The 14,899-nt window shown below is 45.4% G+C and carries 15 protein-coding genes; 6 read left to right on the forward strand and 9 right to left on the reverse strand.

Going from position 1 to position 14,899, the window contains the following annotated elements; all coding sequences use genetic code 11:
- Positions 1-2: 2 nt before the first annotated feature.
- From treZ to NIAKO_RS15360, 3 genes are all read right to left on the reverse strand, one after another.
- Positions 3-1,835 carry a malto-oligosyltrehalose trehalohydrolase gene (treZ, locus tag NIAKO_RS15350; protein WP_014219368.1) on the reverse strand — a complete coding sequence of 611 codons (1,833 nt, stop codon included), beginning with the start codon at positions 1,833-1,835 and terminating at the stop codon, positions 3-5.
- 84 nt (positions 1,836-1,919) lie between these two features.
- Complete coding sequence (locus NIAKO_RS15355) at positions 1,920-3,464, reverse strand: FAD-dependent oxidoreductase (RefSeq protein WP_041346796.1); 1,545 nt, start codon at positions 3,462-3,464, stop codon at positions 1,920-1,922.
- Positions 3,465-3,474: 10 nt separating this feature from the next.
- A complete protein-coding gene (locus NIAKO_RS15360; protein WP_014219370.1) occupies positions 3,475-3,963 on the reverse strand; it encodes a DUF421 domain-containing protein in 489 nt (162 codons plus the stop codon).
- 70 nt (positions 3,964-4,033) lie between these two features.
- Between NIAKO_RS15360 and NIAKO_RS15365 the strand changes: the two genes are divergently transcribed.
- Positions 4,034-4,516: an inorganic diphosphatase gene (locus NIAKO_RS15365; RefSeq protein ID WP_014219371.1), complete on the forward strand. Its 483-nt coding sequence runs from the start codon at positions 4,034-4,036 to the stop codon at positions 4,514-4,516.
- 186 nt (positions 4,517-4,702) lie between these two features.
- On the opposite strand, the gene NIAKO_RS15370 is transcribed toward NIAKO_RS15365, so the two are convergent.
- Positions 4,703-4,993, reverse strand: coding sequence for a DUF6496 domain-containing protein (locus NIAKO_RS15370; RefSeq protein WP_014219372.1), 291 nt, complete (start codon positions 4,991-4,993; stop codon positions 4,703-4,705).
- Between the two features lie 71 nt (positions 4,994-5,064).
- On the opposite strand from NIAKO_RS15370, the gene NIAKO_RS15375 reads away from it, so the two are divergent.
- Entirely contained in the window at positions 5,065-5,601 is a 537-nt protein-coding gene (locus NIAKO_RS15375; protein ID WP_014219373.1) for a CinA family protein, read from the forward strand.
- A gap of 233 nt (positions 5,602-5,834) precedes the next feature.
- Here NIAKO_RS15375 and NIAKO_RS15380 read toward each other — a convergent pair whose 3' ends face one another.
- On the reverse strand, positions 5,835-6,440 hold the full coding sequence (locus tag NIAKO_RS15380; protein WP_014219374.1) for a YciE/YciF ferroxidase family protein: 606 nt from the start codon (positions 6,438-6,440) through the stop codon (positions 5,835-5,837).
- Between the two features lie 191 nt (positions 6,441-6,631).
- On the opposite strand from NIAKO_RS15380, the gene NIAKO_RS15385 reads away from it, so the two are divergent.
- Positions 6,632-6,877: a hypothetical protein gene (locus NIAKO_RS15385; RefSeq protein ID WP_014219375.1), complete on the forward strand. Its 246-nt coding sequence runs from the start codon at positions 6,632-6,634 to the stop codon at positions 6,875-6,877.
- 69 nt (positions 6,878-6,946) lie between these two features.
- Here NIAKO_RS15385 and NIAKO_RS15390 read toward each other — a convergent pair whose 3' ends face one another.
- Positions 6,947-9,391, reverse strand: a complete 2,445-nt coding sequence (locus NIAKO_RS15390) for a mechanosensitive ion channel family protein (protein ID WP_014219376.1) — start codon at positions 9,389-9,391, stop codon at positions 6,947-6,949.
- Positions 9,392-9,595: 204 nt separating this feature from the next.
- Between NIAKO_RS15390 and NIAKO_RS15395 the strand changes: the two genes are divergently transcribed.
- On the forward strand, positions 9,596-10,006 hold the full coding sequence (locus NIAKO_RS15395; RefSeq protein WP_049815535.1) for a response regulator: 411 nt from the start codon (positions 9,596-9,598) through the stop codon (positions 10,004-10,006).
- Here the strand turns inward: NIAKO_RS15395 and NIAKO_RS15400 are convergent.
- Complete coding sequence (locus NIAKO_RS15400) at positions 9,985-11,655, reverse strand: PAS domain S-box protein (RefSeq protein WP_014219378.1); 1,671 nt, start codon at positions 11,653-11,655, stop codon at positions 9,985-9,987. The genes NIAKO_RS15395 and NIAKO_RS15400 overlap by 22 nt on opposite strands.
- 149 nt (positions 11,656-11,804) lie before the next feature.
- Here NIAKO_RS15400 and NIAKO_RS15405 point away from each other — a divergent pair, with 149 nt between their 5' ends.
- Positions 11,805-12,233: a response regulator gene (locus NIAKO_RS15405; protein ID WP_014219379.1), complete on the forward strand. Its 429-nt coding sequence runs from the start codon at positions 11,805-11,807 to the stop codon at positions 12,231-12,233.
- Between the two features lie 124 nt (positions 12,234-12,357).
- Complete coding sequence (locus NIAKO_RS15410; RefSeq protein ID WP_133055275.1) at positions 12,358-12,873, forward strand: hypothetical protein; 516 nt, start codon at positions 12,358-12,360, stop codon at positions 12,871-12,873.
- Here the strand turns inward: NIAKO_RS15410 and NIAKO_RS15415 are convergent.
- Positions 12,867-13,274: a (R)-mandelonitrile lyase gene (locus NIAKO_RS15415; protein WP_014219381.1), complete on the reverse strand. Its 408-nt coding sequence runs from the start codon at positions 13,272-13,274 to the stop codon at positions 12,867-12,869. The genes NIAKO_RS15410 and NIAKO_RS15415 overlap by 7 nt on opposite strands.
- Positions 13,275-13,300: 26 nt before the next feature.
- Positions 13,301-14,377 (reverse strand): WG repeat-containing protein, encoded by a 1,077-nt coding sequence (locus tag NIAKO_RS15420; protein WP_014219382.1) that lies wholly within the window; start codon positions 14,375-14,377, stop codon positions 13,301-13,303.
- Positions 14,378-14,899: the final 522 nt, after the last annotated feature.

Here is a 14,899-nt window from a genome sequence, read left to right on the forward strand (position 1 = left end):
GTTTATTCTTCCGGCTTATTGGTTAGTTCAAAAACAATGGCCGAAAATGGGTTTATCAGAAAGGGTTGTTCCGGCTGCACCACGGCTGGCGCCAGGCTGCCGGGGCCATGCCATTCTACATCGGAGGTATCGAAAATTTTGGTGCAGGCTTTTTCAAACTGAATATTTTCAGGTTCTCTGCCCAGGTTCAAACAAATGATAAGCACTTCTTCATTGCCATGCCGTTCAAAACGCAGTACCTTGTTTTGAACGCGGATGTTCCGCACCGCATCATCACGCCGGAAATTATACAGGGCCTGCCGCTCTTTCCTGAAGGCGATCAGGTATTTATATAACCTGAACAAACCCGGTACTTCATCAATCTGCCAGCTTAATTTCGACTGGCGGAAGATGGCTTCATCCTGGGGGTCGGGCACTTCGCCTTCCCAGTTAAACACGGCAAACTCCTTACGCCGGCCTTCCCGTAAATTTTTTATCAGTTCTTCATCTGAATGACTGGTAAAATACAGGAAGGGATTTTTTTCGCCGTATTCTTCGCCCATAAACAACAGGGGTACATGCGGCGACAACATAAGCGTGGCAGCAGCAACTTTCAATCCTTCCGGCGACAACATTGTACTTAGGCGGTCGCCCAGCAGGCGGTTGCCTACCTGGTCGTGGTTCTGCACAAAAGCTATGAATTGATTGTAACCTGTATTTACAGGCTCCCTGCCGAAATGCCTTTTGCGGTGTTTGGAAAATTGCCCGGTATATACATATGAATGTTGCAGGCTTCGGGCCAGGTCTTCCAGCGGGCCAAAGTCTTCATAATACCCCGTTTGCTCCCCGGTGATGGCCCCATGCAACGCATGATGAAATTCATCTACCCACTGCGCATCCATGCCATAACCGCCCTGGGCAACCGGTGAAATATACCGCGGATTGTTGAGATCAAATTCCGCGATCAGGATCTTTCTTCTTTGTGCACGCTGTTCCAGCAGCCTTACCTGGGCAGTCAGTTCCTCCATAATATGCGTGGCACTGCTGTCGAAAATGCCATGCACCGCATCCAGCCGCAACCCGTCTATTTGAAATTCATCCAGCCACATCAGGGCGTTCTGAATAAAATAATTGCGAACACCATCACACCACTGGCCATCAAAATTGATGGCGCCGCCCCAGAACAATTTATATTTTTCAGTGAAGTAAGGGGCAAAGTCCTGCAGGTAATTGCCCTCGGGCCCCAGATGATTATATACCACATCCAAAATAACGGCTATGCCCCGCTGATGGGCGGCATTCACCAGCTGCTTCAGATCGTTAGCCGTGCCATAGTCTTTATGAATAGCAAATGGGAACACCCCATCGTAACCCCAGTTATGGTGCCCCGGAAACTGGGCAATGGGCAACAGTTCAATGGCTGTTATACCTAATGTTTGCAGATGATCGAGTTTACTGATGATGCCCTGGAAATTACCGGCCGCAGTAAAGGTGCCGGTATGCAGTTCATACAACACCATCTCCGCCAGCTCCATACCCTGCCAGTCATCATCTGTCCAGTTAAATGAGGTATCTGTTACTTCAGAAGGGCCATGCACGCCCTGTGGTTGGTAGCGCGCAGCCGGATCGGCACGCTGCAATTCATTATCCAACTTATACCAGTATTGCATACCTGGTGTTACTTTGTCGATAGTCACCGTCCAGTAACCTTCTTCCCCTTTTTCCATTTGCCAGGGAAGCGTGGGCGAAGATCCTAAAACCAATTGCACAGCATTACATACAGGCGCCCAAACAGTAAAGGTACACTGTCCATTTTTTGCAAGCGAAGGGCCGATAGGGATATAGGTAGTATGCAAGATTTTACTTTTTGTTAAAAGGTTGAAAATAATATGCCAGTAACAATCATTACGGGCATAGTTATTCCATCAAAACCAACTCTTTTAATCGTTCTTTAATTCAATCTTTTTCAGGTCCATATTCGCCGGCCCATTCAGCACAACTCCATCAATGGAATACCGGGCACCATGGCAGGGACAATCCCACGACAACTCGGCTGCATTCCACGACACACTGCATTTTAAATGCGTGCAGGTAGGGTTCAGTACATGCAGGTTGCCATTGCCGTCTTTATACATGGCAATTTTATGTCCTTCAAACACCACTACCCTTCCTTCATTATGGGCCAGGCCACTCAAAGACTCCAGCTGGGTGCGTGTTACCAACCCGCTTACCAGGTTCTTTATTACATCGGCGTTCTCCTTTATAAAATTCGCAAAACCCGCCACCGGGGCTATCCTGTTAGGATTGTACAACGATGCATACGCACTGGCGCCGGTTGTTATAAGGTCAGTTAACAGTATAGTGGCTACCTGGCTATATACCATGCCATTGCCGCCATAGCCTGTGGCCACATATACATTGGGCCGCGCCCCCGGTAACTCACCGATATAAGGCAATCCATCCGCCGGTTCATAATATTGGGAAGACCACTTATGTGTAATACTTTCTACATTGAAATACTTTTTGGCATGCGCTTCCAGTTTATTAAAACAGGCAGCGGTATTGTCTTCATGACCGGTTTTATGATCTTCGCCACCTATAATAAAATAGGGTTCGCCATCTATCAACTGTGTGCGGTAATAATGATAGGGATCATACATATCATAACACAATTCATCAGGATAGGGGCCATTCAACTTAACCGCCATGGCGTATGACCGGTAGGGTGCACAACGCATATGCAGCACATTTACTCCCGGAGGGATATGCGTTGCGAATACCAGTTTATTGGTTACATAGCTGTAACCAGCATCTGTTTGCACTTCAATGATTTCCTGTTGAACCACCTCATCTGTTCTATGGGTATAACCGGTAACCGCCGTTTGCTCTATGATGCGGCCGCCTGCAGCAATAAATGCTTTTGCCAGCCCGTATACATATTGTACCGGGCTGAACTTTGCCTGTGCCGGTATTTCGATCGCTTTTGTAAAGGGTATATTTAGAGGGATATTGTTTGAATAATGCACCGGTACGCTCACTTTTTCACAGGCAGTTACTATATCCTGTAATTCCTTTTCCTGTTGCACGTTCTGCGCAAACAGGTAAGCGGCCGTTCTTTCAAAACCACAATCTGCCTGGTACGTTTCTATATTCTTTTCAATATGGTGAATGGCTTCCTTAACGCTTTGCGCCACCAGTTTGGCGCCATCTTCCCCAACATGTTTTATAATGGTGGTGTAGGGCGTATCAAGCATCGTATTCAAATGGGCCGTGGTGCCACCCGTTGTGCCAAAACAGCAATTATGTGCTTCCAGTACCAGGCATTGCAGTCCTGCAGTTTGCAAGCGCAGGGCCAGGCTGATACCGGTGATGCCGGCGCCAACGATAACCACATCGTAATTGCCGGCCGGCGCTTCATTATTGAAGGGCAGTGGTTCTACCGTTTGTTGCCATAAACTGGGCATTGCACCATCTCTTTTAATCATATAAATAATTTTATTGTTTTTTTATTACACTTATAACTCCGTTCCTTTCCATATACACCCGTTCAATTTTACTCAGATCATCTGTCAGTGCCGATTCCCTGATCCCCTGCATGATATTCTCCTTACACACCTGCGCCCGCTTCATATTGTCGTCGATGAAATGGCCATCTTTAAACAGCAACATTTTCTTACCTTCTATAAAGTTGCCCAACCTTTCGTTACGGGAAACAAGCGCACCCAGTAACCGGTGAATCAATACGATCACCAGGCAACAGATAATAACGGGAACAAACGGCGAAGCCCCCACTACGGTCCTGCTTAAAACGGCGCCCAGCAATATGGTAATGATGTTATCAAGTGGGGTATGCAACCCAAAGGATCGCCTGCCTGAAATGCGAATGAGTGCAAGCGCCAGTACAAACACTACAATGCCCCGCATACTCATTTGAAGGGCCGTGAGGTCTTTACCCTGTCCAAACAATTGTAAAACCCAATCCATATAAACACCACTTCAAAAAACGAACCATGCGCCCCGGAAAGGTTTTTGCAATTAAAATAGAAAAGAGCCTATGCAAACCATTGAAGTCGTTATAGAATCGCCCCGTGCTACCCAGGCCAAGTTCAAGTTTGATCCCAAATCAAAACTCTTTAAACTCTCCCGGCTGCTGCCATTGGGCATGGTGTTCCCCTACGATTTTGGATTTATTCCCGGTACGGTTGGTGAAGATGGCGATCCGCTGGATGCGCTGGTACTGTCTGAGTTTGGCAGTTTTACCGGGGCTCACCTTACCTGCCGCGTTATTGGCGCATTGAAAGCCGTACAGGGAAAAGAAGGCAAGAAAGGCGTTCGCAACGACCGGTATTTTTGTATACCAGCCGGTTCCATCACCTATTCAACCATCGAAAACATCGATCAACTGGGTAAGGAGCACCATAAACAGATCGAAGAATTTTTTATCAACTACAATAAAGTAGATGGAAAGATATTCAGTTGCCTGGGAACTGCGGATGCGGAGAAGGCGATTAAGATGATAAAAAAAGGCAGTAGGTAGTAGGCAATGGGAGAACAGCCACAAGCTGCAAGCAAATACAGGCTGAAAGCCGAAAGGTCAAAGCTTAAAGTAAATACACTTTCGGTTTTAGCTTTAGCCTTTAACCTTTTGGCTTTAACCCGTTTCTTCACTCAACATTCAATATTGGACATTCAATATTTAATATTTTGTTTTTGCCTATATCAATTAACGACTTGTAGATTTCTTCCTCGTCGTTCTCTTTCCTGCTGACTTTTTCTTACCCGGCGATTTCTTCCTGGCGGTTGTAGCTCTCTTCTTTGCAGCGCTTTTTTTAGTGGCGCTTTTCTTTTTAGGCACCCTTGCGCCTTCCTTCCGGGCTTCGGACAAACCAATGGCAATGGCTTGTTTACGGCTCTTTACTTTACGGCCGCTTCTGCCACTTTTCAATGTGCCTTCTTTTTTTTCGTGCATAGCCTTTTCTACTTTTTTACCTGCACCTTTTGAATATTTAGCCATAAAAAACAATTTAAAGGATTAATAATTACCATTATCTGCATCAATTTCGTTACCAGTGCATTTGTAGATGAATGTCTACATGCAAGGCATTCTATCAGGGCAGTATTTTTGTGGGCGCATTAAGTATGGAACTATTTGATAAGAATCTGCTTATACGAATTGGTAAATACCTGAAGAAAAAGGAAGAAACCATTGCAGTGGCCGAAAGCGTTACCTCGGGAATGCTGCAATATGCCTTCTCCAATATACCCGATGCCACTGACTTTTTCCAGGGCGGACTTACAGCATACAACATTGCTCAAAAATACAAACACCTGCAGGTAGAACCCATTCACGCCCTGTCTGTTAACTGTGTTTCACCATTGGTGGCTGAACAAATGGCAATAGAAGTTTGCCGCATCTTTGGGGCGCACTGGGGTATTGGTATAACCGGTTATGCCACCCCGGTACCGGAATCGGGCAATAAACTGTTTGCTTACTTTGCCATTACATATAAAGAAAAAGTACGTTTAAAAGGCATGTTGCGCAGCGAAGAGAAGCATCCACCCGACGTTCAGCTTCAATATACAAAGACCGTGTTGCAAAAGCTGGCTACAGTAACAAAGTAATTATTCTTCCGTTTCACTGCAAGGGGGTATCAACTGGCTTTGACTGGGACGATCCCTTTTAACGGAGATAAATAGATAGGTTTGGCCGGAAAGACTAATCACAAACAACAGGAAACAATGGACAAACTATTTTCATGAATGAACTTTCGCATACAACATTAATTGCAAAACAAGAGCCCTCCCGATAAATGGGGAGGGCTCACAATCCAACAATGCTCATCAGTAAAAAAAGTTTATTCTTCCTCTTCTTCTTCCTCCCCTTCTTCGCCTTCATCAGATTCCTCCTGTTCAGCTTCCCAGTTAATACCACTCTCAGCTATTCCGGTGAGGGTTTGATCTGTTTGTTTTTCTTCTTCCAGCGTTTGCGCCAGCAATTCGGCCACATCGTTTTCACCCATGGTTTTTGCCAGGGTTACCAGCGTGCCATAGGTGGCGATCTCGTAGTGTTCTACTTTTTGCGCTGCAGCAATAATACCGGCATCGCGGGTCATGGAACCTCTTTCAGTTTCCTCCAGAATGCTTTCCCCTTCTTTCACCAGGCCTTCCATGGCTTCGCATTTTTTTGCCTGGGCTTTTTTACCCATCATTTGAAAAGCCTCTTCAATACGGCTAACATGTTCCTGGGTTTGGCTCAGGTGTTCTTCAATGGCATTCTTTAACTCCTGCGTAGTAGCTCCCTTTTGAAGCTTGGGCAGGGTTTTCGTCAGCTTCTTTTCAGCCCAGTAAATGTCTTTAAGGGCGTCCATAAAAAATTCCTGAAGTTGTGAATTTCCTTTTGCGGCAGCTGCTACCGGAGCTGCTTTCTTTTTTGTGCTGCGTGACTTAGTTGTTGCAGGCATATTCGTTAGGTTTTTAATTTAATAAATAATAAAAGAGATACACAAAATGTTGTGCCTATGCTTATTTGATATATACGTGTAATTATTTTATGGAATAGTATAAATCTGTTTTTTATATGTTCCCCAAGGTGTAGGTATAATTGCCCATCGTTGGTACAAATATTTCAGCTGATTATAAAACATTATCCATTATGACTGCAGAAGATAAGATATTCAACATTGCATTTGAATCGGATGGTGTAAAATATACAGGCTGGGCAAATCCGTCAGATAAACTCAATGAGGCTGGTTTACCCGCATCCTTTCATGTTATACTGAATGATGTATCGTTCGGATATGTATCTCATAATAGTGGCGAATGGACAGTGAATGAAGACCGGCCTGAAGGCCTTGTTGAAAAGGTAGGCAGGGCCATTGAAAAGAAGTATGCCCTATAAAGCCAAGGCAAAAAGGGAACGAGGCAACCAGTTGCTTCGTCCTTGTTGCCTCGTTCCCTGGTTGCCGCTCTATTTCAACTGAATCCCCACCGACTTCAAATGCTGGTACAACAACAAATTAACCGCACTCTTCGCCTCCCCGGCCTTACCAATATCAACGCACCAGAAATACACGGTTAAGTCAAAACCTTCGTCATGTACTTTGGTGAATAAGACGGAAGGTTCGCGGTTTTCGTAAACAAAGCCGGAAGCCAGGATGGCTTTTTTAACGGTGTTGGTCACTACTTCCATATCGTTATTGCCGGTAACGCTCAGGTTTAACTGAATGCGTTGCTGGTTGTTGCTCAGTGTCCAGTTTACGATCTGTTGCCCTAACACATCACCATTGGGAATAATTACTTCGGCGCCATCACCGGTCATGAGGGTGCTTGAACGCAACCCAATTTCGCGTACGCGGCCTTGTTTATCGCCAATCTGCACCACATCGCCAATTTGCAGCGGCCGGTCGAAGATGAGGATGATACCAGACACGAAATTGTTTACAATGTTCTGTAAGCCTAAACCGATACCAACACCCAGGGCGCCCAGTACGATGGTGATCTTATCAACCGGAACGCCGGAAGCGGCCACCGCCAGCAGGTAACCCAGGCATAACAAAATAAGACGGGCTATCAACAGCCGGGAACGGGCTCCTTTGTTGTGAATTTCATCATCCTCGGCAGTACCGGTATCGCCAAAGAAAAAGCCTACGTACTTCTGCAGCAGGTGCGCCAGCCAAATGATAAAGAAGAACAGCAATACCCCGCCTAAGGTAAATTCGGCACTGCCTATACTACGTGGGGTGGTAAGGAATACGCCCAACGCGTCCATTACCGACGTATAAATATTGAGGTTGGTAAAAAATACGATCAGCCACAGGATCACCGTAAGGAACAAAATAGGCCGGCGGAAACCGGTAAGCACCGGCTGGTAATTCAGCCGCGCCTGTACATTGCGGCGAAGGCGGCTGGCAACTATTTGTTGCAGGATGGCCTCCATACATATTTTGCTGAATACGGCCAGTCCGATCGCCTGCGTAAAGGCAAAGATGGCGGTGCTGCCCAGGATCTGGGCCAGTGACACCCGGCCTGCCATATTGCAGATCACACTCACCAGGTTCATGATATTATGCAGGTTTATCACAAATCTCAGGAAGCCGCGCATGGGCAGGTTGCGTTGGATCTGCGACAGGAACAACATGCCAAATACTACCGATAATATATTCAGCAGAATGAGCCACGTGCGTTGTCCCAGGCCGGGATCGGCCATATGATGCGTAAAAGAGAAACAGATATACAGGACCATTACTGCGATCCAGTACAGGAACAGGCGGCGGGGCCATTTCTTCCAGCATATGACGGTAAGAATAACCAGCATCAGGAACTGCATGGATTCAATGTATACCGAAGGTGCATGCAGATCGAACAGCGGCGCTACGGCAAACATCATGATAAAGGAAGCGACAATATAATTGTTCGGCAGGTATTCGAACTCCATATTAGCGAGGCTTTCCATGGCATTCAGGCGCTTCAGCGTTCTGATGTTGCGGTACAGCCAGATAAAGAACAATAACCCGATCAGCAGCAGGAACAACCGCTTTTGATTGCTGTCTTTGAAATAATAATGCAGGGCCTTCCGCTCGCCATCGTAGGCTTTGCCTATTGAACTTCGCGCGCTGTTCGACAGGCTGATTGTATCTTTCTCCCACAAATAATTATACTCTTTGCCAAAAATGCGCGCGGCCGAGGTATTTAACAGGGAAGTTACCTTGTCAAGCAACTGGGCAGTTGTTAATGAGTTGGCAGACACATGCGTTTGTAATAAGTTAACCGCCGCCATAGCGCCGCGTAACTTTTGGGTGGCGCCGGTGAACAATTCGCGCATGCCTTTTAATTGCGGCTGAAACTGTGCGCGTAAGGCCGAATCGCGCCACAGCTGACGCATGGTAGTATCCCCTACCAGCGCTTTCATACTGTTGCGCAGGTCAACCAGTTTGCCTTCGGTACTATCGAGCAACTGGTGTTCTTCTTTACTAGCCTCCTGGATATGCAGCAGCAGGGTTTTAAATACCTGCAGGTTGCGGAGATTAAGCGCCGCACTGTTATTAAGTACGTTGTCCTTCAGGATCGCCAGCATGGAGTCGTTATCTGCCAGGTCCTGTTTTATCTCTTTAACCCGCAGTCCCAATTCACTTTTGTTCCTGACATTATTCATGATCAGGTAGGTTTTTTCTATCTGTAACTGAAAATCGCTGGAGGTGAGTTTGGCAGAATCGGCAAACAGGTCGCGAAGCGCATTATTCCTTCTAAACCGGGCAGTATCCCTGCGGGCGGTATCCCTGCGGGCAGAATCGGCTATATTAAATTTTTTACTGGAATCTGTATGGGGTGTATGCTGGGTATGTTGCGCCAGGGCAGAGCACGCTAACAACAGGCAACTGATCAGGATGGACAAACGGCCAACGGGCATTCTCATGAAAACTGGATTTTTGAGCTGCTAAACTATAAAAAGAATGCTGATATGTAAAATACTAATGCAACCGGAGGACACTACTACGATCTTTGGGTTATATTATTATGCCATTGACATATCCTGCTATTAAGGGGAAAATATTCCACGGGAAAACAATAATAAGCGAGGAATGGGCATAGGTTCTATATTTGCACAACTCATTATGCTATGGGAAAGAACAAAGTAAATATACTAATGGCTGATGACGATGTGGAAGATATTGAATTGATTGAAGAAGCCATCCTGAATATAGAACCTGATGCAACCCTGCACAAGTTCTTTAATGGTAATTCCGTTCTTGAATACCTGCGTTCCGCTCCCGACGATTCCCTTCCCTGCCTCATCGTGCTCGACTACAATATGCCCGAGCTCAAAGGTTCTGAAGTGTTGTCTTTTATGAAATCAAAAAAACGCTACGACACCATTCCCAAAGTAGTGCTTAGCACTTCCAATGCGTACAGGCATCAGCATGAGTGTTTAAATAACGGCGCTTCAGAATATATTGTAAAGCCCGATAATATGAAAGAATTGCAGAGCCTGGCCAAAAAGCTGCTTACTTACTGCAATGGCATTGCCTGATCTGCGGGTAAATAAACCGAGAACCGGGCACCTACCTCAGGTTCCCCATTTGCTTCGATAGCTCCTTTATAATTCTGAACAATTTTTTTACAAATAGCCAGCCCTATTCCCGACCCCTTTGCATTGGTTGAATTGTTCAGCCGTTGAAAGATCTCAAAGATCCTGTTGGCATGTGCCGGATCGAAACCAATTCCGTTATCAATAACCGAGATCTGAAAATATTTTTTATTCCGTTCCAGGTTATGTACTGGTACCTGGCTGCCTTCTACCAGTTTAACCGTTACTTTTATTACCACATCGCGCCCGGGATGTTTGTATTTGACCGCATTATCAATGAGGTTGGAAAACAGCTGTTTTATTTGAAAAGGCACGGCATAAACAACAGGCAGTTTTTCAATAATGACCTCCCCGTCTCCGATCTCTTCTTTATGCGTTCCTGCTATTTCCTCGATCACTTTGTTTAGGTCTACCTCTTCATAAACGTCTGTTCGGATGGTAGAACGGGAATAGATCAGCAGGTCTTCTATCAGCACCTTCATGCGTGCAGCCGCTTTCAACGACCTGCTTAAATAATCCCTGGATTTTTCATCCAACCGGTTTTCCGGCTGATCGGCTATGTAATTGGCATAGAAATTCATTTTGCGCAGCGGTTCTTTCAGATCGTGCGATGCGGCATACACAAATTGTTCCAGTTCTTTATTCTGAAATTCCAGCTGCCTCAGGTAATCGTTGGTGCGGTCTTCGGCCAGCTTCCGTTCTGTAAGATCGCGGGTAACTTTGGTAAAGCCAATCACCCGGCCTTCATCGTTATGGATAGCTGTAAGCACAATGCTGCCCCAGAAAACACTGCCATCCTTTCTTTTCCGCCAGCCTTCATGCAGGGCCTTGCCTGTTTGCCTCGCGAGTTCCAATAGTTGCAGTGGCAATCCCTTTTTCCGGTCTTCAGCCAGGTAAAACTCCTGGAAGTTCCTGCCCACTATCTCCACCTCTTTATAGCCTTTTATTTTTTCCGCCCCTTTATTCCAATTCACGATCGTTCCTTCCTTATCCAGCATCAGAATGGCATAATCTTCCACTTCTTCCACCATTTTATGATACCGTTCTTCGCTCTTTTTTAATTCCTCGGTTTTTTGTACCAGGTCCTGGGTCTTCCTTTGTACGATCTTCTCCAGGGAGATAGCCAGTTCCTGCAATTTTTCCTCTCCTATCTTTCTGCTCAGCACCCGTTCTGCTTCTTTTTGCCAGGTTATATCATCAAAGCAGTTGATAACACCTGCCTGTTTGCCGGTGCCATCCAAAAGCGGTACAACATTTACCCTGATATATAGCCGGGAAAGGTCGGGACGTTCGAGGATCAGTTCCACGTCTTTTCTGGGCTGTCCGTCCTTTATGCACACTGCCATTGGGCTTTGTTCATGCGGTAAATGTGTTCCATCTGGAAGGTATAATTTATAACAGCCGCAATAAAGCTCGTTCGCATCCCCCACCCGTGGTCGCCGGTTCCACAATTGCGCAGCCTTTTCATTATATCTTATAACAACACCCGTCATATCGCACACGCATACCGCCGTGGGTAGAAGATATAAAATGGTACTGTCGTCCGGAACATCTATGGCCCCTGGTTCAGGAATCCCTGGTTGTTGTTTCATTTAAAAAAATTAAACTTTATAAAGTTACCGAAATAACCACTGACTTCCCTGGAAAAACACGCGTATTGATGTTCACATTACAAGTAATGCGGTGACCAATACAGTGGCATAATTTTTAGAACGCATACTGGTAGCATGAAAATATACTTATGCAAACAGAAGCTATCTGGATAATAGATGCAGATGAGGATGACCAGGTAATGGTTAGGGAAGTATGGCGTGAATTAAAACTTTCAAACGAACTGGTGTTTTTGGAAAGTGCAAAAGCGGCGCTTGAGCATTTAGGCTCAATAGATACTGCTCCCTTTATTATCATTTGCGAACTGAATCTTCATAAAATGGACGGGTTTGAGCTACGGGAAAGAATGCTGGCAACAGGCTTGAAAATATTCAGAAGCGTGCCTTTTATTTTCTGGGCTACCGAAGTGTCGGAACAACAGATCACCCGGGCATACGATTTATCTATTCACGGACTTTTTATAAAGGATAACAGTTTCCTGGAATTGAAAAAAACCTTCACGCATATTCTCAATTACTGGTTGAAAAGCAAGATGCCTTCCAAAAAGGTAAATGCCTGAGCCAACCGGCACACATAAATGAGCCGGAAAAAGCCGGTTTGAATTGATGAAAACTATATTAAAAGTCCCTGCCGTTAACAACAGGGGCTTTTAACTTCCCTTAAAAGGACTTATCTTTATGGAAATGAAACGGATAATCCTTTTTGCTGCGATAATAATCTCCGCTGTAGCGGTGAAAGCCCAGGCCCCGTTAGGCTTTGGCGCTATGAACCAGCCTTATTTCCGGCATTTTGGCCAGGTGGCTGATTCCAATTATCATCAAAAGAAATGGTTCCTTTCAAAATACGCCGGTATTTCGGCGGGTTACCTGTTCTTTAATGGCGGTGGTGGTCCGTTTTTATCGGCCCCGGCAGGATTACAAATTAACCGGCAGTTAACAAATAACGTCTACGCTTTTGCGGGCGTTAATGTGGCGCCAACCATTTTCAATTTCAATACGCCTTATAATTTCAATAAGACCGGCAGCTTCATGAATAACAACCGGTATGGCGTTTCTTCATCGGCTTATATGGGTTTGATGTATATCAATGACGAACGCACGTTTTCCATCAGCGGCAGCATTGGTGTAAGCAATTACTCTGGCCAGTCGCCTTTTTACCGCCCCGCTCCTCCTCCGGCGGTCAGGAATTATCATCAATAAGCTTTCAACAAAGCATATTGTTCATCTGTAACTTTCTCCAGCCAGTCAACCAGTTTACCATTTAAATTTTCCTGGATGGCAATGTGGGTCATACCCGTTACAGGCGTAGCCCCATGCCAGTGCTTTTCATTTGGTTCAAACCAAACCACATCACCCGGGTGGATCTCAATAACCGGCCCGCCTTCTTTTTGCACCCAGCCGCAGCCTGCGGTAACAATCAAAGTTTGTCCTAAAGGATGTGTGTGCCAGGCAGTACGCGCGCCCGGTTCAAAAGTCACATTCGATGCGGCGCCACGCCGGGCATCGTTTGGCAGGAATAACGGGTCGATGCGCACCTGGCCCGTAAACCAGTCTTCAGGACCTTTAGCAGAAGCCTGTGAGCCTATCTTTGTGATTTGCATATGTTGTACAGTGAGTATATTTTACTTTATGAATATAGTTCCGATTTACCGCCGCGCACTGCCCAGTGATCCGCCTCATAACTTTCGTTAAAGTATACAGTACCGCCTTTGTTCACCACCCATTGGCCCTCTTCGGCTTCCTGTACCCAGTCGTATTCAATCGGAATAATAATTTTATTATTGGTATCCACCACCCCCCACTTAACGCCTTCTGCAATTAAATTACCGGTCTCCTCCTCGAAGTAAAAGTTGAAGACGCCTTTGGCTACCTTGAAAAAACCGGTGCCCTCAAACACATCTACAAACGCATAGTCGCAGGGAATTTTTACGGCCCCATCGGCATTGATAATGCCCCAGATGCCCGTAAAGGCGCTCATACCGTTATCGTAATAGTCAAATTCCGTTTCCTGGCATTGCCTGATCACTTTGTATAATCCAGGCGCTGTTTTTCCTTCAGCACCTGTATTGGGAGATGCCAGAAAGATGCTGTCGTATGGCAATGCGTGCAATTCACGGGTGGGAAAATGAAAAGTAAAATACCGGCTATTCAGGTCCTGCACTATAACCCTGTCGTTTTTTACCTGGTTGAAAATATACCGGTATTTAAAATCGAGCAGTACGTTTTCACTAACATCGATAATGCCATACCCGTCGCCCTGTTGCGCTTTATAAATACCGGTCTGCAGAAAATGCAACGACACATAAGAAAAAGGAATTACGGACCTGCCTTTGTTATCGAGCAGCCCCATGGCATCCTCCTTCAGCACCAGCAGGCAGCCCCCCTCGTCTATTTGTACGGTTGAAACGCCCAGCACACTTGCCTGCACCTGGCCATTTATATCATAAAAATAAAAGTTCTTTCCATCCACCTGCCAGTGGTCCTCCGGGTAAAACACCGCTTGCAGGTAATTCAATACGTGGTTAAAACTGATTGAATTATAAACCGGTTCAACCAAAATGGAGAAAACTCCCGGCATGATTTCACTGAGCACACCCCATTTATCGTCACTATTTTTATAAATAGTGATCGCCTCATACACCAGTTCGCTGTACTGAATGGCGTATCTGTCCACAATAGGTGATGGTAACAGGTTATTTGTCATGGAACAGTTTTTCAGGCCCTTGCCGAAGCCAAGGTACTTGTTATTTTTTCAAACTGTTTGGGGTGAAGGTATTATTAAACACTACAGTAAGTGTTTTTCATTATATGAACCTGTCAAATTATCCGGTCGGCCGCTAAGTTAAATAAGGTTCTCCTTATCGTGTACACCTGACCTGTTAATTTTGCCCGGAAAAGCTAAATTGAATTTTATTTGACAGCTTTAGCTTTTTGGATGACAACAATAGCACATTGGATGACACCAATAGCATATGAAGTCACGTCTTTGCTTCATTGAATGAGACAAATAGCACATGGATAGGTCAAAGTAGATCATGCGATAACTTAAATGCTTCATGACTAATCCCAAATAGATCATGCCCTGGCCAAAATAAGTTATTGGCTACCGAAAATTGATTGGGCTACCCTAAAAGTAAATCATGGAAGCTCTCATGTGATTTATGGAAGCCATCGTTCGATTTTTTATAGCTATCAACTGATTTAAGGAGGCTAATTAGTAACTTTT

The sequence above is a fragment of the Niastella koreensis GR20-10 genome (assembly GCF_000246855.1).
Lineage (GTDB): Bacteria > Bacteroidota > Bacteroidia > Chitinophagales > Chitinophagaceae > Niastella > Niastella koreensis.